General features: G+C 53.7%; 30 protein-coding genes. 19 read left to right on the top strand and 11 right to left on the bottom strand.

What is annotated here, in order from left to right:
- Positions 1-7: 7 nt before the first annotated feature.
- Genes B2U47_RS07450 through sufB form a run of 4 tightly spaced genes read right to left on the bottom strand, consistent with a single transcriptional unit; the run spans position 8 to position 3926 of the window.
- The gene (locus tag B2U47_RS07450; RefSeq protein ID WP_296678579.1) at positions 8-388 is read right to left on the bottom strand and encodes an SUF system Fe-S cluster assembly protein; all 381 of its coding nucleotides are present in this window, start codon (positions 386-388) and stop codon (positions 8-10) included.
- The gene (gene sufD, locus B2U47_RS07445; RefSeq protein WP_296678580.1) at positions 388-1707 is read right to left on the bottom strand and encodes a Fe-S cluster assembly protein SufD; all 1320 of its coding nucleotides are present in this window, start codon (positions 1705-1707) and stop codon (positions 388-390) included. Before sufD ends, B2U47_RS07450 begins: the two co-directional genes overlap by 1 nt.
- Positions 1704-2459, bottom strand: coding sequence for a Fe-S cluster assembly ATPase SufC (gene sufC, locus B2U47_RS07440; RefSeq protein WP_296678582.1), 756 nt, complete (start codon positions 2457-2459; stop codon positions 1704-1706). Before sufC ends, sufD begins: the two co-directional genes overlap by 4 nt.
- A gap of 18 nt (positions 2460-2477) precedes the next feature.
- Entirely contained in the window at positions 2478-3926 is a 1449-nt protein-coding gene (sufB, locus tag B2U47_RS07435; RefSeq protein ID WP_296678584.1) for a Fe-S cluster assembly protein SufB, read from the bottom strand.
- Between the two features lie 227 nt (positions 3927-4153).
- Here sufB and folE point away from each other — a divergent pair, with 227 nt between their 5' ends.
- Positions 4154-4831 (top strand): GTP cyclohydrolase I FolE, encoded by a 678-nt coding sequence (folE, locus tag B2U47_RS07430; RefSeq protein WP_296678585.1) that lies wholly within the window; start codon positions 4154-4156, stop codon positions 4829-4831.
- Between the two features lie 15 nt (positions 4832-4846).
- Here folE and B2U47_RS07425 read toward each other — a convergent pair whose 3' ends face one another.
- Genes B2U47_RS07425 through B2U47_RS07415 form a run of 3 tightly spaced genes read right to left on the bottom strand, consistent with a single transcriptional unit; the run spans position 4847 to position 6620 of the window.
- On the bottom strand, positions 4847-5230 hold the full coding sequence (locus B2U47_RS07425; protein WP_296678587.1) for a DUF2237 family protein: 384 nt from the start codon (positions 5228-5230) through the stop codon (positions 4847-4849).
- 17 nt (positions 5231-5247) lie between these two features.
- Complete coding sequence (ygiD, locus tag B2U47_RS07420; RefSeq protein ID WP_296678589.1) at positions 5248-6063, bottom strand: 4,5-DOPA dioxygenase extradiol; 816 nt, start codon at positions 6061-6063, stop codon at positions 5248-5250.
- A 14-nt stretch (positions 6064-6077) separates the two neighbouring features.
- Positions 6078-6620: a DUF924 family protein gene (locus tag B2U47_RS07415; RefSeq protein ID WP_296678591.1), complete on the bottom strand. Its 543-nt coding sequence runs from the start codon at positions 6618-6620 to the stop codon at positions 6078-6080.
- 158 nt (positions 6621-6778) lie between these two features.
- Between B2U47_RS07415 and B2U47_RS07410 the strand changes: the two genes are divergently transcribed.
- The 6 genes from B2U47_RS07410 to B2U47_RS07385 all read left to right on the top strand — a co-directional run bounded on the left by B2U47_RS07410 (position 6779) and on the right by B2U47_RS07385 (position 10735).
- Positions 6779-7708 (top strand): NAD(P)H-binding protein, encoded by a 930-nt coding sequence (locus B2U47_RS07410; RefSeq protein WP_296688301.1) that lies wholly within the window; start codon positions 6779-6781, stop codon positions 7706-7708.
- On the top strand, positions 7708-7863 hold the full coding sequence (locus B2U47_RS07405) for a DUF2256 domain-containing protein (protein WP_296678595.1): 156 nt from the start codon (positions 7708-7710) through the stop codon (positions 7861-7863). The genes B2U47_RS07410 and B2U47_RS07405 overlap by 1 nt, the downstream gene beginning before the upstream one ends.
- The gene (locus B2U47_RS07400) at positions 7856-9403 is read left to right on the top strand and encodes a cryptochrome/photolyase family protein (RefSeq protein ID WP_296678598.1); all 1548 of its coding nucleotides are present in this window, start codon (positions 7856-7858) and stop codon (positions 9401-9403) included. Before B2U47_RS07405 ends, B2U47_RS07400 begins: the two co-directional genes overlap by 8 nt.
- 82 nt (positions 9404-9485) lie before the next feature.
- On the top strand, positions 9486-9704 hold the full coding sequence (locus tag B2U47_RS07395; RefSeq protein ID WP_296678601.1) for a hypothetical protein: 219 nt from the start codon (positions 9486-9488) through the stop codon (positions 9702-9704).
- Between the two features lie 2 nt (positions 9705-9706).
- Complete coding sequence (locus B2U47_RS07390) at positions 9707-10441, top strand: SDR family NAD(P)-dependent oxidoreductase (RefSeq protein WP_296678603.1); 735 nt, start codon at positions 9707-9709, stop codon at positions 10439-10441.
- 21 nt (positions 10442-10462) lie between these two features.
- Positions 10463-10735 (top strand): HNH endonuclease, encoded by a 273-nt coding sequence (locus B2U47_RS07385; protein ID WP_296678605.1) that lies wholly within the window; start codon positions 10463-10465, stop codon positions 10733-10735.
- An 8-nt stretch (positions 10736-10743) separates the two neighbouring features.
- On the opposite strand, the gene B2U47_RS07380 is transcribed toward B2U47_RS07385, so the two are convergent.
- Complete coding sequence (locus B2U47_RS07380) at positions 10744-11025, bottom strand: hypothetical protein (RefSeq protein WP_296678607.1); 282 nt, start codon at positions 11023-11025, stop codon at positions 10744-10746.
- 339 nt (positions 11026-11364) lie between these two features.
- Here B2U47_RS07380 and B2U47_RS07375 point away from each other — a divergent pair, with 339 nt between their 5' ends.
- From B2U47_RS07375 to B2U47_RS07330, 10 genes are all read left to right on the top strand, one after another.
- Positions 11365-12699, top strand: coding sequence for an ABC1 kinase family protein (locus B2U47_RS07375; RefSeq protein WP_296678609.1), 1335 nt, complete (start codon positions 11365-11367; stop codon positions 12697-12699).
- Between the two features lie 85 nt (positions 12700-12784).
- A complete protein-coding gene (locus B2U47_RS07370) occupies positions 12785-14119 on the top strand; it encodes an NAD(P)/FAD-dependent oxidoreductase (protein WP_296678611.1) in 1335 nt (444 codons plus the stop codon).
- Positions 14116-14883 carry a DUF1365 domain-containing protein gene (locus B2U47_RS07365; protein WP_296678613.1) on the top strand — a complete coding sequence of 256 codons (768 nt, stop codon included), beginning with the start codon at positions 14116-14118 and terminating at the stop codon, positions 14881-14883. The genes B2U47_RS07370 and B2U47_RS07365 overlap by 4 nt, the downstream gene beginning before the upstream one ends.
- On the top strand, positions 14883-16112 hold the full coding sequence (locus B2U47_RS07360; protein ID WP_296678616.1) for an SAM-dependent methyltransferase: 1230 nt from the start codon (positions 14883-14885) through the stop codon (positions 16110-16112). The genes B2U47_RS07365 and B2U47_RS07360 overlap by 1 nt, the downstream gene beginning before the upstream one ends.
- Positions 16109-17473, top strand: a complete 1365-nt coding sequence (locus B2U47_RS07355) for an MFS transporter (protein WP_296678618.1) — start codon at positions 16109-16111, stop codon at positions 17471-17473. Before B2U47_RS07360 ends, B2U47_RS07355 begins: the two co-directional genes overlap by 4 nt.
- Complete coding sequence (locus B2U47_RS07350; RefSeq protein WP_296678620.1) at positions 17463-17933, top strand: DUF3833 domain-containing protein; 471 nt, start codon at positions 17463-17465, stop codon at positions 17931-17933. Before B2U47_RS07355 ends, B2U47_RS07350 begins: the two co-directional genes overlap by 11 nt.
- A gap of 12 nt (positions 17934-17945) precedes the next feature.
- Complete coding sequence (locus tag B2U47_RS07345; RefSeq protein WP_296678622.1) at positions 17946-18473, top strand: chalcone isomerase family protein; 528 nt, start codon at positions 17946-17948, stop codon at positions 18471-18473.
- Positions 18474-18651: 178 nt separating this feature from the next.
- A complete protein-coding gene (locus B2U47_RS07340; RefSeq protein ID WP_296678624.1) occupies positions 18652-19836 on the top strand; it encodes an efflux RND transporter periplasmic adaptor subunit in 1185 nt (394 codons plus the stop codon).
- Entirely contained in the window at positions 19833-23003 is a 3171-nt protein-coding gene (locus B2U47_RS07335; protein WP_296678626.1) for an efflux RND transporter permease subunit, read from the top strand. Before B2U47_RS07340 ends, B2U47_RS07335 begins: the two co-directional genes overlap by 4 nt.
- Positions 23004-23084: 81 nt before the next feature.
- The gene (locus B2U47_RS07330; protein WP_296678628.1) at positions 23085-23537 is read left to right on the top strand and encodes a PAS domain S-box protein; all 453 of its coding nucleotides are present in this window, start codon (positions 23085-23087) and stop codon (positions 23535-23537) included.
- A 72-nt stretch (positions 23538-23609) separates the two neighbouring features.
- On the opposite strand, the gene B2U47_RS07325 is transcribed toward B2U47_RS07330, so the two are convergent.
- The 3 genes from B2U47_RS07325 to B2U47_RS07315 all read right to left on the bottom strand — a co-directional run bounded on the left by B2U47_RS07325 (position 23610) and on the right by B2U47_RS07315 (position 24938).
- A complete protein-coding gene (locus tag B2U47_RS07325; protein ID WP_296678629.1) occupies positions 23610-23984 on the bottom strand; it encodes a diacylglycerol kinase in 375 nt (124 codons plus the stop codon).
- Positions 23981-24412 carry a phosphatase PAP2 family protein gene (locus B2U47_RS07320; protein ID WP_296678631.1) on the bottom strand — a complete coding sequence of 144 codons (432 nt, stop codon included), beginning with the start codon at positions 24410-24412 and terminating at the stop codon, positions 23981-23983. Before B2U47_RS07320 ends, B2U47_RS07325 begins: the two co-directional genes overlap by 4 nt.
- A gap of 106 nt (positions 24413-24518) precedes the next feature.
- Entirely contained in the window at positions 24519-24938 is a 420-nt protein-coding gene (locus B2U47_RS07315; RefSeq protein WP_296678633.1) for a phosphate-starvation-inducible PsiE family protein, read from the bottom strand.
- Between the two features lie 205 nt (positions 24939-25143).
- Here B2U47_RS07315 and B2U47_RS07310 point away from each other — a divergent pair, with 205 nt between their 5' ends.
- On the top strand, positions 25144-26091 hold the full coding sequence (locus B2U47_RS07310; RefSeq protein WP_296678635.1) for a TerC family protein: 948 nt from the start codon (positions 25144-25146) through the stop codon (positions 26089-26091).
- 104 nt (positions 26092-26195) lie between these two features.
- Positions 26196-26865 (top strand): DEAD/DEAH box helicase family protein (locus tag B2U47_RS07305; RefSeq protein ID WP_296683963.1); only part of this gene is annotated, 670 nt, incomplete at its 3' end.

Here is a 26865-nt window from a genome sequence, read left to right as displayed (position 1 = left end):
CCGTCTCCTAAAACATATCCAGTTGCAGGCGGGCATCTTCACTCATGCGTGACTGATCCCACGGAGGCTCCCACACCAGTTCCACCTTGACATCGTTGACCTGGACGACGGAACGCGCCGCCGCTTCCACATTGCCCGGCAAACTACCGGCTACCGGGCAACCGGGGCTGGTCAGGGTCATGCGGATGTCGACGTTGTTGTTGCCGTCCACCTCCAGTGCGTAAATCAGGCCGAGGTCGTAAATGTTGACGGGAATTTCCGGGTCGTAAACCTGGCGGATAGCCGCAATGACTTCCTGCTTCAACCATTCCTGCCGCGCCTGTGCAGTATCGCCGTACTGCTCTACCATCCTAGCCTGATTGAGACGTGACAGCTTGAACATCGCCATCACCCCCCTGCGACCATCGCAGCAGCCAATTGCCGGGCTAACACCTCGCGGGCAAGGTTTTCCAGTGATTCCCAGCCGCATGTGCCAATCACTTCATCGGCAAACCCGGTGCAAATCATGTTGACGGCCTGCGCGTGGGGAATGCCGCGCGAACGCAGGTAAAACAGCATTTCTTCGTCAATCTGCCCGACCGTTGTGCCGTGACTGCATTGCACATCGTCGGCGTAGATTTCCAGGCGGGGCTTGGTGTCGATTTCGGCATCACGCGACAGCAACAGGTTGGCATTACTCAGGCGGGCATCGGTCTTCTGCGCAGCGGGTTTAACTTCGATATTGCCATCAAACACCGCTTTGCTGTGACCCTGCAAAATGCCTTTGAAATGGCTCTGGCTGCTGCATCCCGGCAGGTTATGCACCACGTTCAGGTGCATGTCGTGGGATTGCTTGTCACCCGCCAGATAGAAACCGTTAAGACGGCAATTAGCGCCCGTGCCACTGAAACGTACATGGAATTCCGTGCGTGACCATGCCCCGCCGAATGCCAGGGTGGTATTGCGGTAGTGGCTGCCCTCGGCTTGTTGCACATACAGGCTGGCCAGGTGGCGGGTACGCAGGCTTTCGTTCTGCAAACGTGAATGCTCAAGGTTTGCGCCCGCGTGCAGGAAAATTTCCGTCACGGTGTTATTCAGGCACAGCACATCCGCCAGGGAGGCGTATTGCTCAACGATGCTGGCTTGCGCCCCCTCACCGACCACCACCAACAAGCGCGGCTGGGCGAGGTATTCACTGGCAAAACTGAGGCTGACGTGCAGCACTTCAATCGGCTGCGCCAGTTGTGCACCTGCTGCGATGTGCAGGTAGACACCTTCGCCCAGCATGGCCGTATTCAGGGCATGGAACAGGTGCGACTGTTCGCCACTCAGTTCACCCAGATGAGCCTGCACGGTTTTGTCACCGTTCGCCAAGGCACTGCGCAGCGATTCAATGCGAATACTGCCATCGTCCGGCAGGTTGGACAGTTCCGGCAGAAAAAAACCATTGTGCAGCACAATACGCAGGCTTGCCGCTGGAGTCAGGCGCAGTTGCTCAATATCGTCGGCAAACAGCAAATCCTGTTCCAGTGCTGCGGGCTGAAAAGCCGTGTCCAGCAAGGGCGGCAGTGGGGTATAGCGCCAACTTTCCTGACCGCGTTCGGGCAGTGGCAGTTCCTGTACCTGCATGACCGCGTGCAGTTGCCGCCGGTTGTGCCAATCATGGGCCATAGTGGTTTGGTCGGCTGCCAATTGGCGGTAGTGGTGCAGGATGTCCGGGGTGTTCATGCTGCCTCCTGATAATCCTGAATCCAGCCGTAGCCTTTGGCTTCGAGTTCCAGCGCCAGCGATTTGTCACCACTGCGGATGATTTTGCCGCCACTCAACACATGCACCACATCGGGCTGGATGTAATCCAGCAGGCGTTGGTAATGGGTAATCACCAGCATGGCGCGTTGCGGGCTGCGCAGGGTATTCACCCCTTTTGCCACAATTTTGAGCGCGTCAATATCCAGCCCGGAATCGGTTTCATCCAGAATCGCCAACGTCGGCTCCAGCAGGCTCATTTGCAGGATTTCATTGCGCTTCATTTCGCCGCCGGAAAAGCCGGTATTGACGTAACGTTTCAACAAACCTTCGTCCATGTTGAGGGCTTTGAGCTTGCTGCGTACCAGCCGCATGAAATCGACCGAATTCAGTTCCGGCTCGCCACGTGCCTTGCGGATGGCATTCAATGACATGTGCAGGAAATAGGTATTGTTGACGCCGGGGATTTCCACCGGATACTGGAATGCCATGAAAATACCCTGATGGGCACGTTCTTCCGGGGCAAGTTCCAGCAGGTTCTGCCCCTGATAGGTAATGCTGCCGCTGGTGACAACATATTCCTCACGCCCTGCCAATACTTTGGAGAGGGTGCTTTTGCCCGAACCGTTCGGCCCCATGATGGCGTGGATTTCGCCGGGCTTGATGGTCAGGTTCAAACCGTTGAGGATGGCCTTGCCGTTGATGGATGCGTGTAAATCGTTGACTTGTAACATGATCATTATCTCCGTATTTTACCCCACTGCCCCTTCCAGACTGATCGCCAGCAGCTTGCGGGCTTCCACCGCAAACTCCATTGGCAACTCCTTGAAAACTTCCTTGCAGAAGCCGTTGACGATCATTGACACTGCGTCTTCCTGCGACAGGCCGCGCTGGCGGCAGTAGAACAACTGGTCTTCGCCAATTTTGGAGGTAGTGGCTTCGTGTTCGACTTTGGCAGTCGGGTTGGCCACTTCGATGTAGGGGAACGTGTGCGCCCCGCATTGGTCACCAAGCAACAGCGAATCGCACTGGGTGTGGTTGCGGGCGTTTTCCGCCCCCCTGTTGATCCGTACCAGCCCGCGATAGGCGTTTTGCCCCCGGTCAGCGGAAATGCCTTTGGAAACGATGGTGCTGCGGGTGTTTTTGCCAATATGGAACATTTTTGTGCCGGTATCAGCTTGTTGTGCGCCACGGGTCACGGCTACCGAATAGAATTCACCCACTGAATCGTCGCCTTTGAGGATACAACTGGGGTATTTCCAGGTAATCGCCGAACCGGTTTCCACTTGTGTCCACGAAATCTTGGCGCGGTCACCTGCACACAAACCGCGCTTGGTGACGAAGTTGTAAATGCCGCCTTTGCCGGTTTCATCGCCGGGATACCAGTTTTGCACGGTGGAATATTTAATCTGCGCATCTTCCAGCGCAATCAGCTCGACCACAGCGGCATGAAGCTGGTTTTCATCGCGTTGCGGGGCGGTGCAGCCTTCCAGATAGCTGACGTAGCTGCCTTTGTCAGCAATGATCAGGGTACGCTCAAACTGCCCGGTGTTGCGTTCATTAATGCGGAAATAGGTGGAAAGCTCCATCGGGCAACGTACACCGGGCGGGATATACACAAACGTGCCATCGGTGAACACAGCAGCATTCAATGCCGCGAAATAGTTGTCGGCTTGCGGCACGACCGTACCAAGGTATTGCTGCACCAACTGCGGGTGTTCGCGCATCGCCTCTGAAATGGAGCAGAAAATGACACCAGCATCCGCCAGTTGCTTACGGAAGGTGGTGGCGACTGACACGCTGTCAAACACCGCATCGACCGCCACGCCTGCGAGTATTTTCTGCTCCTGCAAGGGAATACCAAGTTTTTCGTAGGTGCGCAGCAGTTCCGGATCAACCTCATCCAGGCTTTTGGGCGCGGCTTTGGCGGATTTGGGCGCGGAAAAATACGAAATCGCCTGATAATCAATACGCGGGTAACGCAGGTGCGCCCACTCCGGCTCCTGCATGTCCAGCCACTTGCGGTAGGCTTGCAAACGCCATTCCAGCATGTAAGCGGGTTCATTCTTTTTGGCGGAAATGAAGCGGATGACATCTTCATCCAGACCCGGTGCTACCGTATCGGATTCAATCGACGTGACAAAACCGGCTGCATAGCCTGTCTGGCGCATTTGCTCGACGTGCCTTTGTGCTGCATCCATCGCTCACCACCTCTAATAGTTGAGTAATTTAGTGAGAAATATAGGAGGCTGACGCAGAGGGGGCAAATAGGCATGAAAGTTATGCAACAATTCCTAGTAAAATAGTAGGATAAAAAGTAATATTTTGTCTATCTATTAGGGTAGAAGCCCTGAAATTTACCCCTTTAATGGTACAAGGCTTATACGTAACCAATAATGGTACTATCAACTACCCAAGGAGTTCCCTCATGAGTACAAAACTGGCCTATCTTGTTGACCACCACGACCTCAGCCCTGAAGCCATCCGCGTGCGCGACGCCCTGCTGGCCAATGGGCTGGAAACACCCATGCTGGATAATGGTTTGACTCCGCAGCAAAAATACGAACGTATCAAACACCTGATGACTGACGTGGTGCGCACCCTCGGGCTAGACCTGAATGATGACAGCCTGACCGAAACCCCGCACCGTATCGCCAAAATGTATGTGCATGAAATTTTTTCCGGCCTTGACTATGCCCATTTCCCCAAAATCTCCCTGATCGACAACAAAATGGGCACTGATGAAATGGTGAAAATCAGCGACATCGACCTCACCAGTACCTGCGAACACCACTTCGTCACGATTGATGGCAAAGCCAGTGTTGCCTACATTCCGGGTGAAAAAATCATTGGCCTGTCGAAAATCAACCGTATCGTGCGCTTTTTCGCCCAACGCCCACAGGTACAGGAGCGCCTCACGCGGCAGATTCTGGTTGCCTTGCAGACCTTGCTGGAAACTGACGATGTGGCAGTTAGCATCAAAGCCACCCACTATTGCGTCAAATCGCGCGGGGTGATGGATAGCGACTCACAAACCAGTACGCTGGCGTTAGGAGGTTGTTTCCGCACCAACCCCGTCATGCGTTCTGAATTTCTGACAACTTGATTATGCATAGTCACATCAGGACAAATCGTTGGCATACTGCTTCAAGTCATCCAGCGATAAGACTTGTAAACAGGCTTGATGCGTGGCACGAATCCTGACCCTTGGTGCTTTGCCTGCTTCCAGCGCCTCCAGCCAGCGGCGGGCACACAGACACCAGGTATCACCGGGTTTGAGTCCCGGAAACCCGTATTCCGGCATCGGGGTAATCAAGTCATTGCCTTGTTCACGGCTGTAGTCGAGAAATTCCCGCGTCATTACCGCGCATACCGTGTGCGAACCCACGTCTTGCTTGCTGGTGTTGCAAGAGCCATCACGGAAAAATCCCGTAACCGGTTTGACACCACACTCTTCCAACTCTGTACCGAGTACATTCAGCGATTCCATCTTATCCACTTGCATAAGCTCCTGATTCTGTTTTAAGACCGGCAATTTACCGTATACGCCGCGTTCTGCCAAAGCACTGAGCGCATCGAAATCGCGCCATAAGCGAAACCCGCTACTGGGTAGCTCACGACATCTTCCGGCTGCGCAAGTGCCAGTGCATACAACAGCGGCAGATAGTGCTCATTGGTTGGTATTGACAGAGTGGCATCCTCCCCAAGACCAGCGTAATCCATCAGCGAGCCGGATTGGTTTCCCGCGATGCCATCAACCACCGCTTGGTCAAAGCGTTTTGCCCAGCCAAAACCGTGTTCTTCTGGAAGTTGCATCAAGCGCAGGTTATGTATGATGTTGCCGCTGCATAATACCAGCACGCCCTCACTACGCAGAAAAGCCAATTGCTGCGCCAGCGCGTAATGTTCCGCAGGCGGCTGGGTATAATCCATGCTCAACTGGATAATTGGAATATCAGCTTGCGGGTACATCACCGACAGCGGACACCATGCGCCGTGATCCAGCCCCCAACTTTCATCCAGTGCAATGCTGGTATGGCTGACTTGTTGCTCAATTTGTTGCGCCAGTTCCGGCGAACCGGGTGCGGGGTATTCGATCTCGAACAAACGCGCATCCATCCGCCCGAAATCGTGGATAGTGCGCGGCTGTTGCATCGCTGTGACCAGCGTCTTGCCACGGGTCAGCCAGTGGGCGGAAATGACCAGAATCGCCTTGGGGCGCGGCAAATTTTCCGCCAGTTGCCGCCAGGCGCGGGTGTAACGGTTGTCACTGAGGATCACGGTCGGCGAACCGTGACCGATGAAAGCGACCGGCATGGTAGGGGTGTTATCTGTCATGCAAACGCCTTTCCTTAACCCGTAAACGCATCTTTGGAGGCCAGATAGGTCAACTCCTCCGCCGTACTCTCACGCCCCAGTGCCGCATTACGGTGTGGGAACCGCCCAAAATATTGCACAATTTCGCGGTGATGACGGGCGAAGCGGGCATTCGCTTCCAGCCCTGCCGCTTCAAACAAACGCACCGACGCATCCTGATCCTCCAGATGCTCGCTGTGCATCAAGGGCATGTAGAGGAAACTGCGGCGCTCCACCGGCAATTGCTGATCAAAGCCATTGGCTACCGCGTGTTTCGTCACCGCAACCGCTTGCTGTTCGGTGGAAAAACTGCGGGCTTCCCCCCGGAACATGTTCAGCGGGAACTGATCCAGCACGATGCACAGGGCAAGGCAACCTTCCGGCGTGGCTTGCCAGTGATCCCATTCGCCCGCCGCCGCTTGCTCCCAAAGTGCGCCGAAACGCTCGCGGATGTCGGCATCAATGGTAGGGGTGGACGCAAACCAATGTTCCGGCATAGGAGGGGTGTACCAAAAAGTGAGAATGTCTTCAGGGGTCATGTGTTACTCCATTGTGTCATGACCAGCAACACCGCCTTGCTTAGCAACCGTCGCACGCATAACTTGTACAAAATACCATGTAAACCAAGCCAATATTAGCACGCCACTTGTACATCATGGATAATCAGGGCATAAGAACTACGGTTTAAGGAAAGTGTATGAACATCAGCATCATTGGCGGCACTGGCTTTGTCGGCTCCTACATCATCGACGCCCTGCTAGCCGCCGGACACACGCCGCACGTACTGGTACGCCCCGGCAGCGAACACAAGCTGCACCAGGCGCAACGCTGCGTCCCCTTCCCCGGTGATATTGCCGCCCCCGCCGCACTCGACCGCTGCCTGCAAGGCGCGGATGCCGTCATTTACCTGATCGGCATCCTGCGTGAATTCCCCGCCAAAGGCATCACCTACGAAGAAAGCCAGTTTCGGGGGGTAGAGCGCACCGTCGCCGCCGCGCAAAAACAGGGCGTGAAACACTTCATCCTGATGAGTGCCAACGGCGTGAAAGCAGGCGGCACGAAATACCAGGACAGCAAATTCCGCGCCGAACAATGCGTGCAAGCCTCCGGGCTGAACTGGACGATTTTCCGCCCCTCGGTCATTTTCGGCGACCCACGCGGCAAGATGGAATTCTGTACCCAGCTCAACAAGGAATTGGTACAACCGCCAATTCCCGCCCCACTGTTTTTCGGCGGGCTGAATTTCATGCAGGCAGGTAAGTTCCAAATGGCTCCGGTGCATGTGCAGGATGTAGCTGCCGCTTTCGCCGCTGCCGTGGGCAATCCTGCTGCCAAGCAACACATATTCCCGTTATGCGGGCCGGTTGCACCAAGCTGGAAAGACATCATCCAAACCATCGCGCAAGCTGCCGGAAGCAAAGGTAAACTGATGCTGCCCGCCCCGGCGGACGCCATCAAACTGGTCGCCAGCGTGCTGGATGGTCAAGCGTGGTTTCCGATCACCCGCGACCAGATCACCATGCTGCTGGAAGGCAACACCTGCGCCGACCATTCTGCTTGGAACGTGTTTGGCATTCAGCCGCAACAGTTTGCTGTCGAAAACCTCAGCTACCTGCGTAAGGCATAATGGCACACCACAAACCCCATTTGCCGCACAAAACCTGCCCGGTATGCCAACGCCCGTTCGCATGGCGCAAAAAATGGGAACACTGTTGGGACGAGGTGAAATACTGCTCGGAACGCTGCCGCCGCACCCGCAACCAAAGGACAGACCTTGCGTAAATTGTGCATCATCCTTGGCGACCAGCTTGACCGCCAGTCGCCGCTATTCAACGGCTTCGACCCACAACAGGACTTCCTGTGGATGGCAGAAGTCGCGCAGGAATCCACCCACGTCTGGTCACACAAGCAGCGCATTGCCCTGTTCCTCGCCGCCATGCGCCACTTTGCGGCTGAACTCACCGTCAAACAATACCCGCTACACTACCTGAAGCTCGACCAGCACCCCTTCAACAGTTTGGCGGAAGCCTTGGCAATCACCCTGCAAACCACCCCACCCGCCGAAGTCTGGCTGGTACGCCCCGGCGATTACCGCGTGCTGTTGGCGATTGCCGCCACCTGCAAGCAACACACGATCCCGCTGAAACTGCTCAGTGACACCCACTTCCTCTCCACGCCCGGCGAATTCCGCCGCTGGGCAGGTCAGCGCAAGCAAGTCCGCATGGAGTTCTGGTATCGGGAATTGCGCAAGCGTTACAACATCTTGCTGGAAGACGGCAAACAGCCCATCGGCGGCAACTGGAATTACGACAGTGACAACCGCAAGGCTTTCCCCAAATCCGGCCCTGCACTCTTGCCTACGCCCACCACGTTTACGTTTAGCAGCGATGGCATTACCCGCGAAGTCATGCGCCTAGTGGATGTCCGTTTCACCCACCATCCCGGCACACTGGGTACACTGAACTGGCCTGTCACCCCCACCCAGGCGCAACAGGTGCTGACCCGCTTTCTGGATCAAGCCCTCCCTCGCTTTGGCGACTTTCAGGATGCGATGTGGCAAGGGCAACCGTTCCTCAACCATTCCCTGCTGGCCAGCTCCCTTAACCTCAAACTGCTGAACCCGCTGGATGTTATCCGCAAGACCGAAGAATGTTACTGGCAACACGCCGCACCACTGGCAGCGGTGGAAGGTTTCATCCGCCAGATTCTCGGCTGGCGCGAATACGTGCGCGGCTTGTACTGGCAACACATGCCGCACTGGTACGAATGGAACGCACTCGATGCGCAACAGGATTTACCCGCGTTTTACTGGACGGGTGACACCGACATGAACTGCCTGCGCGAAAGTATCGGGCAAACCCTGCAACACGGTTACGCCCACCACATCCAGCGGCTGATGGTCACGGGGCTGTTTGCGCAACTGTATGGCGTTAAACCGATGCAGGTACACGAATGGTATCTCGCTGTGTATGTCGATGCGGTGGAATGGGTGGAACTGCCCAACACGCTGGGCATGAGTCAATACGCTGATGGCGGGCGCATGGCTTCCAAACCCTACATTGCTAGCGGCAAATACATCCAGAAAATGAGTAATTACTGCCAGCACTGCCGATTCAAGCCCGACAAAGCAAGCGGGCAAGATGCCTGCCCGTTCACCACGCTGTTTTGGGATTTCCTCGACCGCCACGAAACCCGCTTTGCCGCACACCCGCGCATGGGGTTTATGGTGAGTAATTTACGCAAGCTATCGACCGCAGAACGCAGTGCGATTCGTGCGCACACAACGAGCGTAAGAGAACATCATTGTCACACTCTTGTATAAATACCAGATACAAAGCAGGATTACTTGCAAGTCTTGTCCATATTAACAACACTCAAACGCTAACCATTAGGAGGAACACACCATGCGCATTTGCACACTCGACCCGATCACGTTGGAAGATGTCACCGATATTGAAAATGCCCCCTTTGTGATGGATGGCGACCTTAAAATCTATTTCCAGTCTGAAGCCAACAAAGCCGAGTACCTCGACATCCCCATGCACACGGGTGAAAACAGCCCCGGTTTGAAAAAGATTTTTGACGACATCGCCGATTGCCCGATTACCGGCAGCATCAACTAGGTATGACAGCAACACCACGCGCCGTGTTGGTTGCTGGCGCATCCGGTGGCATAGGGCAGGCGTTTTGCCAACAACTCGCGGTGCAATTTCCCGACGTTCACCTGATACGCTTGGCGCGTCACACCGACGCATTGTTACCGTTAAGCATTGCAACGCAAGACCTTAGTTTTGACCTCACGGACGAAGCCAGCATGATTGCAGCACTGCAAACATTGCCCAACAATGCTGCGATTGATTGGATTCTCATCGCTACCGGCTGGCTACACGATCACAACACGCAGCCGGAAAAAACCTGGCGCACTTTGGAAGCCGATCACCTGCTGCGTTCCTTTACCCTGAATACCGTGGGTCCCGCGTTACTAGTCAAACACCTGCTCGCAACGCTCAACCCCAAACACCCGACCACCATTGGCATTTTATCCGCACGGGTTGGCAGCATCAGTGACAATCGCCTAGGGGGCTGGCATTCCTACCGAGCCAGCAAAGCCGCGCTGAATATGCTGATCAAGAACTTTGCGATTGAACTCAATCGCATCAAGCGCCCAACCATTATCGTCGGCTTACAACCCGGCACAACGGCGACTGCACTTTCCGCGCCCTTCCAACGCAATGTGCCGCCTGACCATTTACAAACGCCGGAATTTACTGCCAGCCACTTGCTTAACGTCATGCAAACGCGACAACTGAGCGATTCGGGGCTACTTTTCGACTTTAGGGGTCTGGAATTCGCGCCTTAAACCTTGTAATAGGAACTTTCCATGTACCGTGCCAAACTGCAAGCCCAACTCAAATCCCTCAGCACCGTTAACCCCACCACCCAATGCTGGGAATGGCAGGGGCAAATTGCCAATAGCGGGCGCGGGCGTACCATGATTCAGGGGGAATCGGGTACAACCCGTACCGTTAGTGCCGAGGACGCCAGTTACATTGCGTTTTTTGGCGAAATCCCCGCGAACATGCTGGTTCAGCAAACCTGCGGCAATCGCTTGTGCATTAACCCGGAACACCTAACCTTAATGCCGTTGCCCTAAACATTTTATTACATTAAAATTTGCGCCAACACCTGCTGATGATTATTAATATATTGATAAATGGATGAGCGCATTTCAGTTTCACTGTAAGGCGAATGCTGGCAGTGGCAAACACGCTCAGAGAAGTCCCGCAAGCATTGTAGAATCCTGAGGCAGGCGCTGCAATCATGATCTGCTTGTTGTGCAAGGGCTAATACCTCGACCCGACTCAAACCAGCGCAGTACTCAATCGCATGAATCTGGCACTCATTTAATCCACAAAAATCACGGCAGTCATCTAAGGTAAGCATAATAATAACCTCCTAACGGGGTGGGCAAACCATAATATTCGCGTTGTCTATTAATTATAATTTCATCTATTTGACTTAAAAATAAACCCTTGAAATTCTGTGTCGTATTAGAGCAACACTCAACAATATAACATGGACAGTAGTACGTATAACAGGATAAATGATCAAAAAATACCCAGCAATAACCCCTAGCCTGTCCAGCAAGCTACCCAGTCTGCATTGTCGATATAGCAAGTAGCACAACTGTCACCAAGCCCACAGATTTCTTAACAAAATTGTGACAAAAGCTATACATGGTAGATAATCGCTAACTTATGTTGTTATCGGTTGTACCTGAACATGCCTGAATCTGATCCTTTCTCTGCCAATAATCCCCCGACCACCCCGGCTGCCATTCCCACCAGCCGGATCAGCCGCCTTGCCAAACTCGGTACACTAGCAACCGGGGTAGCAGGTAGAATGCTTGCCGAAGGAGCGCGGCAACTCGTCCAAGGCAATCGCCCTAAAGTCAGCGATTTGCTCCTCACACCTGCCAATGCCAAGCGGGTTGCTGACGAACTCGCGCGGCTGCGTGGTGCTGCCATGAAAGTCGGGCAATTGCTGTCGATGGATGCCGGTGATTTACTGCCCCCTGAACTCAGTGACATCCTGTCGCGCTTACGTGCTGATGCCAAACCGATGCCACTCAGCCAGCTTGCCAAAGTACTGGAAAACAACTGGGGGAAAAACTGGCATACCCACTTCAAGCAATTTTCGTTTCAGCCACTTGCTGCGGCCTCCATCGGGCAAGTGCATTCCGCCCATACCCACGATGGGCGACATCTGGCGCTGAAAATCCAGTATCCTGGCATCCGCGAAAGCATTGACAGCGATGTGGAAAATGTCGCCACATTACTGCGCATTTCCCGCCTGATTCCCAATAGCGTGGATATAAAACCGCTCCTGGCAGAAGCCAAACGCCAATTACACGCCGAAGCAGACTACACGCTGGAAGCCAACCACCTGAAGCATTACCGCAAATTGCTTGCCAAGGAAGACGCTTTCCTGTTGCCAGACGTTCATGACGATTTCACGACTCACAATATTTTGGCAATGTCACACGTTGGTGGTGTGCCAGTGGAACAGCTTGCCCATTGCCCGCAAGCCGAACGTGACCGGGTGATGACGCTGTTGCTGGATCTGCTGTTCCGCGAGATTTTTGTGTTTCGGCTGGTGCAGACCGACCCAAACTTTGCCAACTACCGCTATGAGCGTGACAGCCAGCAACTGGTGCTGCTGGATTTCGGCGCAACCCGTGAATACCCTGCGCACGTCGCTGACGGCTACTGGCAATTAATGCAGGGGGCAATCAACAACGACAAAGCGATGATGGATGCTGCTACCACCCAAATCGGCTTTTTTCAGGAAAATATCAACCCGGCACATCGCGCAGCGGTGCTGGATTTGTTCCAGCAAGCCTGCGAACCTTTGTGCCAACAGGGTGTGTATGACTTTGGCACATCTAGTCTGGCAGCGCGTATCCGTGATGCGGGAATGGTGCTGAGCATGGAAAAAAATTACTGGCATACCCCGCCCGCAGATGCGATTTTCCTGCATCGCAAGCTGGGAGGGTTGTATTTGCTGGCAGCACGACTGCGAGCTAAGGTGAATGTGCGGGCATTATTCCCCCAATAAGGCACAAGAACTGTAATGTATCTGTATCGGTATCCACTGTTCATGCTACAAACTTTGTACAAGTTAGCACGACATAGATACCATCATGAAACCAGACACTATCGCCATTATCGGTTCAGGCATTACAGGGCTGGCAGCGGCTTGGCTGTTGCACAAACATCACCGAGTCACCCTGTTTGAAAAGAATACCTACCTGGGTGGGCATACCCACACCATTGACGTTGCCGAAGGCGAATGCAGCGTACCCGTGGATACCGGTTTCATCGTCTACAACGAACGCAATTACCCCAATCTGATTGGCTTATTCAAGCAGTTAGACATCCAGACCCGTGCCACTGACATGTCCTTCGCCTTTTCGCTGAACCAGGGCGAACTCGAATACGCCGGTTCCAGTCTTGACACCCTGTTTGCCCAACGCAGCAACCTGCTACGCCCACGTCACTGGCGCTTGCTGGGCGAAATCCTGCGCTTCAACAAGCTCGCCCACTCGTTGCTGGACAAGCCAGAACTTATACAAGGCTTAAGCCTGGGCGAACTGCTTGACATGTACAGATTCTCCCGCGATATGCGCGAACATTACCTGTTGCCGATGGGGGCTGCCATCTGGTCATGCCCGGTTGCTACCATGCTAACGTTTCCCGCGCTCAGCTTCCTCCGCTTCTTCGCCAACCACGGTTTGATTGATCTCCGCAACCGTCCGCAGTGGAGAACGGTTTGCGGGGGAAGCTCTTTTTATGTGCGCAAGCTGCTGGCAGAAATGGGCCAACGGCTCAGCATCCAGCCCGGTGCAGTACGGGTGGAACGCACGGCGCAACAAGCCACCGTATTTACAACTGATGGCAAACAGGATTTTGACGCGGTGATTTTCGCCTGCCACGCTGACCAGGCTTTGGCACTGCTGGCACAACCCAGTGCAGCGGAACAAGACATTCTCGGCTGCTTCCGCTACGAACCAAACCGTACCTATTTGCACACGGATAAAGCCCTGATGCCGCTCAACCCGCGTGTGTGGTCATCGTGGAATTACCTTGCCACCAGCCAGCCCGCTTCCCGCCAGCAAATGACCGCCACTTACTGGATGAACAAGCTGCAAGGGCTGGCAACCCGCACCGATTATTTCGTCACCCTTAACCCTTATCAGTTGCCACGTGACGAACACATCATTGCCGAAATGACTTACGAACACCCGATCTTCGACCAGCCCGCCGTCAATGCCCAGGCACAATTGGCAAGCCTGCAAGGGCAACAGCGCAGTTGGTTCTGTGGCAGCTATGCGCGTTACGGCTTTCATGAAGATGCGCTGGCATCAGCGGTGCAAGTGTGCCGCGATTTCGGCATTACCCCGGTTTGGCAACAAGCGCAAGCTCCGACTCCTCAGCTTGCGCCTGCCTTAGCGGTGGCTGGGGCGGTAACACCATGAACACGTCAGCAGCGGCTGTCCTTTACCCCTCTTTTGTGATGCACAGTCGCCGTTTTCCTGTCTGTTACCGTTTCAGTTACCGCGTTTTCAGTTTTCTCGTTGACGTTGACCGGGTAGGGGAAATCACCCGTAACCCTCTGGTTTCCTTCAACCGGCTCAACGTTTTTAGCCTTTACCAGCGCGACCACGGCGCACGCGATGGCAGTGCGTGGCGACCGTGGGTTGAGCGCGTCTTGCACGACCATGGTGTTTTTTTTACGCCCGCCCGCATCCAGTTGCTGTGTATGCCACGTATATTCGGCTATGGGTTCAATCCGCTGAGTTTGTGGTTTTGCTTCGCATCCAATGGTGACTTGCTGGCGGTGATTGCAGAAGTACGCAATACCTTTGGTGAACATCACCACTATTTGCTGCATCAACACGGCGCGGCGTTTGACCCCATAGTCACTGGCAGCAAGCCAAAGATTTTCCATGTCTCACCGTTTGTGGGGATGCAGGCACGCTACGAGTTTTTCATCCACCGACCGGGTGACAAGCTCAATATCCTCATCCACGAATACGAACACGATGAACTGATGCTGATTGCCAGTCAGCAGGGGGGTGCAAAGCCGTTTACCACTGGTGGGCTGCTGCGCCAGTTTGCGCTGATCCCGTTCGTCAGCCTCAAGGTGATGGCACTGATCCACTGGCAAGCCCTGAAAATCTGGTTAAAGGGCGGCAAGTTCCACCGTAAACCCGCCCCACCGCTCAAGGAGATTAGCTGATGAATCTGGAAACTACCCTGCCACAGCCGCTGGCTCTGCAACTGGCGCAACTGCCGACCCTGAAACGCTGGCTGGTGGCGACACTGGCGCGTATCCGTTACGGGCGGCTGACGATTCATCTGGATGGGGAACGTTATGTGGTCGGTCATTCCGATGACATCCACGCCAGCCTGCACATTCACCGCCCACTGCGCCTTGCACTCAAGTGCCTGGGCAAAGGTGATCTGGGTTTTGGGGAAGCGTATATGGCGGGTGACTGGTCAAGCGACAACCCCGCCGATTTGCTGACGCTGTTACTGCGCAACTGGGAACAGTTCGGCAATACGCTGGACAACCGCAAGCTGTTGCGCAAACCCGCCAACTGGTTTCACCGCTTGCGCCGCAACAGTGTCAGTAACAGCCGCAAGAACATTGCCCACCACTACGACATGGGCAATGACTTCTACCGCGAATGGCTGGATACCAGCATGACCTATTCCGCCGCGCTCTATACCCAGCCTAATATGACGCTGGCACAGGCACAACACGCCAAATACCAGCGTATCCTCGACGAATTGCAGGTCACAGCGGGGCAAACTGTGCTGGAAATCGGCTGCGGCTGGGGTGGTTTCGCCGAACTGGCGGCGGAACGCGGTTGTAAGGTGCATGGCATTACCCTTTCCAGCGAACAACTGGCCTGGGCGCAGCAACGGCTGGCACGTTTTGGGGAACAGACCGTGCTGGAATTGCGCGATTACCGCCATCTGGAGGGGACTTACGACCACATCGTCTCCATCGAGATGTTTGAGGCGGTCGGGGAGCAATACTGGCAAACCTATTTCCAGACCTTACAACGTCACCTGAAACCGGGCGGGCGTGCCGTGCTGCAAATTATCACCATCGGTGACGACTGGTTTGACACTTACCGTTCGCGGGCGGATTTCATCCAGCGTTACATTTTCCCCGGCGGCATGTTGCCCAACCCAGCCAGCCTGCACCCGTTGGTTGCGGACAGTAACCTCAGGCAAATCAATCATATAGGCTTTGGTAAGGATTATGCGCGTACCCTGCGGGAATGGGATGCAGCGTTTGTTGCTGCCCTGCCCGCTTTGCGCCCGCTGGGTTACGACACCCGCTTTGAACGGCTGTGGCGTTATTACCTCGCCTATTGCGAAGCCGGTTTCAACGAAGGGCGCATTGATGTGATCCAGTTGACCTTGGAGAAACCCTCGGAGAAACCGTTGCGATGAAATCTGCCTGGTATCGCCAACTGCTGTTCTACGGCTTGCCGGGGCTGCCATTGGCGATGCTGGGCTTGCCCTTGTATGTGTACCTGCCGACGTTTTACGCGCAGGAATTGGGCTTGTCGCTGACCGTGGTGGGTATGGCATTGCTGGCAGCACGCGGGTTGGATGTGATCACCGACCCGCTGATTGGCTGGGCGAATGACAAGGTGAACAGCCGCATCGGGCGGCGCAAATTGTTCATGTTGCTGGGTACGCCACTGCTGCTGGTCGGGCTGGATTATTTGCTGCGCCCGGTGGGGAAAGTCGACGGCTTTTACCTGTTCCTGTGGTCAAGCATCACCTATCTGGGCTGGACATTGATCAGCATTCCGTGGCAAGCCTGGGGGGCGGAAATGACCCGCGATTACCACCAGAAAAGCGCCCTGGCTGCCAGCCGCGAAGCCTTTGCGATTATCGGCACGGTGGTGGTGATGAGTTTGCCATTCGTGTTGGGTACACAAGCAAAACTGGGGGAAACCTTGGCAACACTGGCGTTGTTGCTGTGGTTGCTACTGCCGCTGTGCCTGTTACCGGCTTTGGTATGGCTGGTGGAACGCCGCCAGAACCGCTGGTTTGCGCATTTGCGCCAGGTGGGCAGCATTCTCTCTGCACATCCCGCCATACGCCAGTTGCTGCCCGCTTACTTTATCAACAGTTTCGCCAATGCCCTGCCCGCGACCTTGTTTATCCTGTTTGTCTCCCTGGTGTTGCAAGCACCGGAGCAAACCGGCGTGGTGCTGATGGTGTATTTCCTCAGCGGCATTCTTGGTCTGCCGTTGTGGTTATGGCTCGCCCGCCGCATCGACAAGAGCCGGGCATGGGTGTTGGCACTTGGTGTGTCGGTGCTGGCGTTTGCGTGCGTGCCGTGGTTGGGTGCGGGTGATCTGGGCTGGTTTATCGCCGTTTGCGTGGTCAGTGGTTTGGCATTGGGGGCAGATGTCGCCTTGCCAGCCTCGATGCAGGCGGATATTGCCCAGCAAATGCAGCATCAGGGTAGCCCGCATACCGGCTTGCTGTTCGGGCTGTGGGGTTTGCTGACCAAGCTGGCGTTGGCGCTGGCGGTAGGCATTGCCTTTCCGCTGCTGGATTGGGCAGGATTTGCGCAGGATGCAGCCACGCAAACCGACACAACCTTGTGGACGCTGGCTTGCCTGTACGCCGGTTTGCCGATCGTGCTGAAAGGCTGGGTGATCTGGAAAATGTGGCGATTCCCCTTCAGCGAGGTGGATTTTCGCGATTATTGGGAGATGAGTTATGCGAATGCGCTCTATGCTGCTTACCCTTCTGTGCTTCATCGTGAGCGGGTGCAGCAGCATGAAGATTGAAGATTACGCCGCTTTCGAGCCGAAATTCGACCTGTTCACCTATTTTCAGGGCAATACCCGTGGCTGGGGCATGTTTCAGGATCGCAGCGGCACACTGAAACGCCAGTTCGTGGTTGACATCAAGGGTGAAGTTTCCCCGGATGGCGAATTGGTGCTGACCGAAGATTTCGTCTGGAATGATGGCGAAAAATCACAGCGCATCTGGCACATCCGCAAACAAGGCGAGCATGGCTACAGCGGCAAAGCTGCCGACGTGGTGGGAGAAGCCAGCGGCAAGGCTTATGGCAATGCGCTTAACTGGCAATACGATCTGAAGCTGCCGGTGGACGGCAAGGTGTGGCAGGTCAGTTTCGATGACTGGATGTTCCTGCAACCGGATGGCGTGCTGCTCAACCGCGCCAGCATGAGCAAGTTTGGCCTTCGGCTCGGCGAAGTGACCATTGCGTTCCAGAAACGCTAGGGGGTTATCGACATGTTGCGTCAAGGTTTATTGCTGGCATTGTGCTGTTTGCCCCTGAGTGTCGGGGCAAATATTCCGGCAGGTTTGCAAACCGTCGGCAAGGGTGAGGCGCGTTATCTGGGGGTGATCAAGGTGTATGAGGCGGAGCTTGCGGTCAGCCCTGATGCCCGCCGCGCTACGGTACTGGATGCGAAGGTTTCGCGCTGTCTGAAACTGGATTACGCGGTGGAATTGACGGCGGACAAATTCATCCTCGCCGCAGAAACTGTGCTGAAACGCCAGCACGATGCGGCAACCTTGGCAAAGGTGCAGCCACAATTAGACCAGCTTCATGCAGCGTATGCGGATGTGAAGGCGAGTGATGTTTACCAGATGTGTTACGACGCGCAAGCGCAAGCCACCCGTTTGCTGTTGAATGGCAAACCCGTTACCCGCGTGCCATCGGCGGAGTTTGCGCGGGTGTATTTCGGGATTTGGCTGGGTGACAAGCAACCGATAGCACAGGAATTGCGGGAAGCGTTGTTGCAGGGTTTGCCCTAGCGATGTGGATTCTAGGCTCACAACTGCTACGGATTACCGCTTTTGCGCTGTTTGTGTGGCACTATGTACCGATGCTGATTAAGCCGCGCATTGACGGGCGCTACGGTTAACTTCCTTACTGTTTGCACAATGGGGCAGTAGAATAATCCCTCAAAAGGAAAAGGACGAGTCGGTACTCATGAAAAAAGTCATTCTGCCCCTGCTGGTCATTGCAGTCGGTTTCGGTTTGGGCAAATTCCTCATCGCTACCGGCCCTGAAGCCGAAAAACACCCGCAGGAAACCCGCCCCACCGTGGTTGAAGCCCAGCCGCTGAACTTGCAATCCTACCAAGTCAAGGTTAGTGCTTCCGGCATTGTCAAGGCGCAAACCCAAACCAGTCTGGTGGCGGAAGTCTCCGGCAAGGTGCTGGAGATTTCCCCCAACTTTCAGGCTGGCAACTATTTTGACAAGGGTGAAACCTTGCTGAAACTGGATGCTGCCAACTACAGCAACGCCGTTACCATTGCCGAGGGTGATCTCGCGCAAAAACAACTGTCCCTGCAAGAGCAGCAAGCCCAAGCAAAACTCGCGCAACGTGACTGGAATTTGCTTGACGGCAACGCCTCCCGCCCGCAAAGCGATCTTGCCGCCCGCCGCCCGCACATTGCCGCCGCGCAAGCCGCCATCAATGCCGCCGAAGCCAAACTCCAGCAAGAAAAGCTTAACCTTGCCCGCACCCGCATTACCGCGCCTTACAGCGGGCGCGTTCAGGAAAAACGTGTCGAAGTCGGGCAATACGTCACCCCCGGCACGGTCTTGGGTGTGATCTACGCCACCGACGCGGTGGAAGTGCATTTGCCGCTCTCACTGGCGCAATACGACCTGCTGGGAATGCCCGAAGCCTTCCGCGATAAAGCCGCCGACACCGCCGCGATGCCCAAAGTGGCGTTCAGCCCCAGCAACGGCAACCGCAACGATGTCTGGCAAGGGCAAGTGGTACGCAGCAGCGCCGCACTTGATGAAAAAAGCCGCCAAATCAGCGTAATTGCGCAAATTGACCAGCCTTTCAGCGCCCGCGACGGCGTGTCAACGCCCTTGCGCATTGGGCAATACGTCACCGCGAAAATTGACGGCAAAACCTTCAACAACGTGTATGTTGTTCCCGCTTCAGCGGTACGCCAAGGCAAGGAAATCCTGCTATTGCGTGACGGCAAAGTCAGCGTGCAATCGATTAACCTCGTGTGGAATGCCGAAAAAGACGTCGTGTTTCAAACCGATGCTGATCTTAACGGGCAACGTGTAATCATCACCCCGTTGCCGCTGGCAACCGAGGGACAAGCCGTGCAAGTCGCGGGTGAAACCAAACCGGAGTCCAAGCCATGATCGCTTGGTTCGTCCGCAACCCGGTTGCAGCCAACATTCTGATGGTACTCATCATGGTGTTAGGGACATATTCCGCCCTCAAACGCATTCCGCTGGAAGTCTTCCCCGAATTTGAGCTGGATATTGTCAATATTACCGTCGCCTACCCCGGTGCGACGCCGCGCGAAGTCGAAGACGGCATTATTACCCGTATTGAAGAAGCGATTGCCGACCTGCAAGGTATTACCGAAATCCTCAGCGATGCCTCAGAAGGCTCGGCACAAATACGTGTCGAAATCGACAAACAGCACGACGTGACCGAGCTGGTCAACCAGATCAAAACCCGCGTGGATGGCATTGTCAATCGCCTGCCCGCCGATGCGGAACGCCCGGTAATCGAACAACTCACCCGCCGCCGCGAAGTCATCAGTGTGGTACTCGCCAGCAACCAACTCTCGGAAGCGGAATTGCGCCTGCAAGCCGAAGAAGTGCGTGATGAAATGCTGCGCCTGCCCGGTATTACCCAAGCCGATTTGGGCGGGGTACGCCCGTTTGAAATCAGCGTCAGCGTGCCGCAAACCACCCTGCGCCAATACGGGATCACCCTTGATACGATTGCACAAGCCATCCGCAACGCCTCGCGGGACATTCCCGGTGGTACGGTCAAAACCAGTGGCGGCGATATTCTGGTACGCAGTCTGGGGCAAGCCTACCAGCAAGCGGAATTTGCCAATATTACCGTGATCAGCGGCAAGGATGGCTCCACCATCCGCCTCGGTGATATTGCCAGCATCAACGATGGCTTCAACGAAGACGAACTCTATTCCGAATACGACGGGCAAAAAGCCGCCTTCATCAACGTCTACCGCATCGGCGACCAGAACGCGATTACGCTTGCCAATACGATCAAGGATTACATTGCAGAACGTCGCGATAGCCTACCTGCCGGGATCACGCTGGATTATTGGCGCGACAATTCCAAGACCATCAAGGCACGTCTCGCCACCCTCACGTCCAGCGCGATTCAAAGCGCGATTTTGGTGTTTATTGTGTTGACGCTGTTTCTGCGCATGGATTTGGCGTTTTGGATCATGCTGGGGATTCCAGTTAGCTTCCTCGGCGCACTGTGGCTGATGCCGGAACTCGGCGTCACCCTGAATCTGGTGAGCATGTTTGCGTTTATTCTGGTGCTGGGGATTGTGGTCGATGATGCCATTGTCACCGGGGAAAACATTTACTCGCACGTCAAACGCCACGATGACCCCATGCGGGCGGCAGTGGAGGGAACGCAGGAAGTCAGCATACCCGTTACGTTTGGTGTCATGACCACGGTGGCGGCCTTCACACCGTTGTTAATGATGGGGGGGGATCGCGGCCCGATTTTCGCACAAATTCCCATGATCGTGATTCCGGTGCTGATTTTCTCACTGATTGAATCCAAGTTCATTCTGCCCGCGCATTTGCGCCACTTGCACCCACGCAGCGACGCTGAAATCGGTGCGTTCACCCGTTTCCAGCGCAAGTTTTCCCACGGGCTGGAAACATTTGTCGAGCGTGTTTATCGCCCCTCACTGGACACCGCGCTCAACTGGCGTTATCTGGTCATCAGCATTTTCATTGCCTTGTTTATCCTCACCCTGACCTTGCCCATGAGCGGGCGCATGAAATTCACTTTCTTCCCGCGTGTGCAAGGCGAATTTGCCACCGCCACCTTGCAAATGCAGGAAGGTACGCCGATTGACATGACCACGCGCCACATTGAGCGCATGGCAGAAGCTGCCAGTAAATTACAGGCAAAATACATCGAACCGACCACGGGCGAGAGCATTATCCAACATATCCTCGTCACGGTTGGCGCAACCGGCTCGTCCGGCAGACGTGGCGAAAGCACCGGCAAATCGCATCTGGGCAGCGTCACCTTCGAGATTACTGCCCCGGAAGAACGCACCCTCGCCATCAGCAGTACTGCCTTGACTAACGAATGGCGCAAACTGATCGGTGCTATCCCCGGCGCACAGGAGGTCAGTTTCCGTGCCGAAGTCGCCCAAGGCGGCAGCCCCTTGGCAGTGCAATTGCGCGGCAATGATTTTGCGGAAATGGCGCAGGTTGCCGATAAAATCAAGGCAAAAATGGCGGAATACGAGGGCGTTTTCGACATCAAAAACAGCTTTGAAGGCGGCAAACAGGAAGTGCAATTGCGCATCCGCCCCGAAGCCGAGCAACTGGGCTTGACACTGGGAGCCATCGGTACGCAAGTGCGCCACGCAATTTTTGGTGCGGAAGCCCAGCGCATCCAGCGGGATAAATCGGAAGTCAAAGTGATGGTGCGTTACCCCAAAGAAGAGCGCTATTCACTGGCCGATTTGCAAAACCTGCTGATCCGCACCACTGACGGCGCGGAAATCCCCTTGATCGAAGTCGCCGACATTACGTTGGGGCAAGGTGCACCGAAAATTTCGCGGGTAGACCGCCAGCGGGTCATTGATGTTACCGCCGATGTCGACAAGGGGCGCATCAATATTCCCAAGGTTGTTGCCGATTTCCGTGTGTGGCTGGATGCAGAATTGCAGCAACATCCCGGCGTAAGCTACAACATGGAGGGTGAACAAAAAGAACAGCGCGAGTCGATGGGCAGTCTGTTCTTGGGGCTGGGTTTTGCCTTGCTGGCGATTTACATCCTGCTGGCGATTCCGTTGCAATCGTATGCACAACCGTTGGTGGTCATGAGCGTGATTCCGTTCTCGATTATCGGCGCATTCGGTGGGCACACCTTGATGGGCATGGATTTGAGCATCAGCAGCATGTTCGGCTTGTTGGCACTGTTCGGGGTGGCGGTAAACGATTCCCTCGTGATGGTGGATCGCATTAACCACAAACTCAAAGAAGGCATGGCAATTGCGGAAGCAGTGCGGGAAGCGGGCGCAACCCGTTTCCGCCCGATTTTGCTGACCTCACTCACCACGTTTGCCGGAATGACCCCGCTGTTGCTGGACAAAACCACACAGGCGCAATTCTTGATCCCGATGGCGGTGTCACTGGGTTTCGGGATTTTGTTTGCGACCTTCCTCGCGTTGTACCTGGTGCCTGCGTTGTATCTGGTGAAAGAGGATGTGCGCGAATTGCCCGCCAAATTGTTCGGCAAGTCTCACAAAATCGCTAAAACGTCTGCCAAGGATTCAATGGTGTAATCCTATGCCGTTAAGGACGGTGATAGCACAACTGCATTGAGTTGAGTATGATTGGTTTCACGCAGATACAAGGAGCCATAAATGAGGGATATACCTACGGAACCAGTGATTCGCCCAGACTTGCTGCAAGCATTGCTGGATCGTGCAGAACATGGCATTACCATTGCCGAACGTGAGGGCAGCGATACCATTTTGCTGTACGTGAATCATGCTTTTGAAAAAATGACCGGTTATTCAGCCGAAGAATGCCTTTATAAAGATTGTCGTTTTCTGCAAGGCAATGACACTGAACAAGCAGCTATTACATTAGTCCGTAACGCCATCGAGGCCGAACAACCAGTACGAGCAGTATTACGCAACTATCGCAAAGACGGCAGCCTGTTCTGGAATGATCTCAGCATCAGCCCTTATTTCGATGAAGAAGACGGCATTATGTATTACATCGGTGTGCAAAAAGATGTCAGTGAGTTAGTCACATTACAGGAAGAAATAACCACACTTAGGAACCAGCTAGCATCGTATGAGAATCCGTAAATTGTTCTGAGCAGCTATTTCCGTACCGACACTGCGATGCGAGCTGATAAAGAATTATCTTTACGTAACGTATCAGAATAGCTGCCAGATTTCCATTACCATCACAGTTACCCACAACAGAATAGCACTACCCACGGCTGCTGCGGCTATATCCTTGATGACCTTGATTTTTTCATTATGGCGCTCTTCCACAAAATCACATAAGGCCTCAATGGCACTGTTAAACAACTCTGCCATCACCACCAAGACCGTTGCTGTCATCAACAACAAAAAATCTACCCACTCCCGAAAAATGAATGCAAGACTCAAGACAATAGCGGATAACACCAGTTTGTAAGTAACACTGAAATCATATTTGATTGCATATTGGAAACCTGAGAAAACCGTTTTGATTTTACGTAACGGGTGATAACCTGCTTCGCCTGTGCCAAGAAACTTGTTTTTCATATACCCTCCTTGGGCAATAACATAAAGCGCAAGACAATAGCACAGCCTACACCCAATAAACTGCCAGCCAGTACATCACTAGGCCAGTGCACTTGCAAATACAATCTGGAAGCCATCACAGCCAAAACGATTAGCAGCAACATCCAGCCTACTGTCCAACGCATGGAAGTGGGCAACAAAAACCACAAAGCCATAAAAAAAGCCGCCGCTTGGGCTGAATGCGCACTTGGAAAAGCTGAATCCACCGGCAATGTCACCCAGGTTTCAAACAGATTAGGCCGTTGGCGGTCAAACACTGCCTTCAATACAAAAGCCAGCGAACTTGCTATCAACAGACTGGCAGGCACATAAATACGGCCTAGCATCCCCAGGGAATATTGCCCAGTCACCATCATGCCAACGGTTAGCAACACACTGAATGGCAACAATAGCCAAAGGGAACCAAGCCATGTTATGCCCTCAAAAAAAACATCAAGGTAGGGGCTTCTTATTTCATTAAACAGGCTTAAAATATACCTATCGACTTGCATGGCTTCATCCTTCTGCTTTTTGAGGATTTTCCGCGTTTTTCACTATTTTGTAACCGATAACTAGTGCAAGCATAATGACAGCAATACCTATCAGCGTTAATGATTCGTATTTTTCAGGTTCCAAAATAATAACTTTACGGCTAATCGCAATTATTGCAACTGCAAAAATGACATGCAACCGTATTTTTCCTGAAACAAGATACTCTTTCATCGTTTCAATCAATTCAAGGCCGATCAAAACCATCAGAAAAAAACCAAATATTTCAAACAACTCATCTATTTCCAACAAAAACAACGGTGGAGTCATGATATCCTTGTAAAGAATCCATCCAAGTTCAAAAATAGATAATGCCACGACAATGACCATCATGCCGATCAATGATAGAGTAGTCATTTTTTCAAAATTCTTTAAATAGCCAACCATGATTGAATACTCCTAGCACTTATTAAGATGCGCTCATTGAAGCTAATGTGGCACAAGCATACTAGCAATAAACCTTGTCAAAACTTGGGTATTTGTCGCTTGCATCAATAAACGGATATTGACAAGGTTATTCGCATCAGCATGAGCGCTTTCGCTACAGTATTGAAAATACCGATAAAAGACTCAACTATAGGAGAACTCCTGAATGGAAACCGTAGGATCAACTTGGATGTGGCTTGGCTTTTTTGCCTTTGTCATCATCATGTTACTGATTGATCTATTTCTATTGGGCGGTCGCAAAGCCCACAAGGTTTCCATCAAGGAAGCCGCCCTTTGGTCTGTTGCCTGGGTGATACTGGCACTGCTTTTCAACGCCGCCTTATGGTGGTATTTGGGGGAAACCCAAGGACGCGAGATAGCAGATGCCAAAGCGCTCGAATTCCTGACCGGCTATCTGGTAGAAAAGTCACTGGCAGTGGATAACGTCTTTGTCTGGTTGATGATTTTCAGCTATTTTGCTGTTCCGCCTGAATACCAGCGGCGAGTATTGCTCTATGGGGTACTGGGTGCTTTGCTGATGCGCACGATCATGATTCTGGCCGGTGCGTGGTTGTTGGCACATTTCCACTGGATTTTGTATGTATTCGGTGCATTTCTGGTATTCACCGGCATCAAAATGATGTGGTTTTCAGAACATCAACCTGATCTGGAACAGAACCCCTTGGTTCGCTGGTTACGCGGGCATATGCGCATGACAACGACGTTCCATCAGGAAAAGTTCTTTGTGGTGCAAAATGGTCTGCGTTATGCCACCCCCTTGTTCTTAGTATTGATTATGGTGGAAATTACCGACCTGATTTTTGCGGTGGATTCCATTCCTGCCATTTTTGCCATTACCAGTGACCCGTTTATTGTGTTGACCTCCAATATCTTTGCGATTCTGGGCTTACGCGCCATGTATTTCCTGCTGGCTGACTTTGCCGATCGTTTTGTTCTGCTCAAATACGGTTTGGCATTAGTTTTGATTTTCATCGGTAGTAAAATGCTGCTGCTGGACGTTTATAAAATACCAATCACTTGGTCATTGGTGGTAGTAGCCAGCATTATTGCCATCTCGGTGATCCTGAGCTTGCGTTATACCCGCGAACGTTAAGGAATCACATAGACATTGTTACAGGGTTCATAAATTGCTTGCTGTAGCGCCATAAAACCGCTATTTATCACAACAAATGAGCAACCGGCGCTACAGGGCATCCCGTGGACAAACAGCGGCTTTCGGAAACCGACATCATCAGCAAATACATCCTGCCTGCGGTAAAAAACGCAGGCTGGGATGACATGACCCAAATCCGTCAGGAAGTGAAATTGCGTGATGGCAAAGTCATTGTGCGCGGGCAAGTGGGGGCACGGCGTAGCGTCAAATCGGCGGATGTGGTGCTGTACCACCAGCCGAACCTGCCATTGGCAGTGATTGAAGCCAAAGCCAACCGCCACGAGATCGGCAAAGGAATGCAGCAAGGGCTGGCTTACGCACGCTTGCTGGATGTGCCGTTTGTGTTTGCCAGTAACGGTGACGGCTTCATTTTCCACGACAAAACCAACCCCGCACAGTTGGAGCGTGAAATAGCCCTTGGCGAATTTCCCTCGCCGCAGCAGTTATGGGAAAAGTTTTGTGCGTGGAAGGGCTACAGCGCTGCGCAATTGCCGGTGATTACCCAGGCCTACCATGACGACGGTTCGAGCAAGTCGCCGCGTTATTACCAGTTGCAAGCCATCAACAAAACCCTCGAAGCCATTTCTGCCGGGCAACAGCGCGTGTTGCTGGTAATGGCAACTGGCACGGGCAAGACTTACACCGCGTTCCAGATCATCTGGCGCTTGTGGAAGGCGAAACGCAAAAAACGGGTTCTTTGGGATTTCCCGTGGT

It is taken from the genome of Thiothrix sp. UBA5583 (genome assembly GCA_002425225.1).
Lineage (GTDB): Bacteria > Pseudomonadota > Gammaproteobacteria > Thiotrichales > Thiotrichaceae > Thiothrix > Thiothrix moscowensis.
The sequence above is the reverse complement of the archived record's forward strand: the minus strand, read 5'-3'. Positions and strand labels throughout refer to the sequence as shown.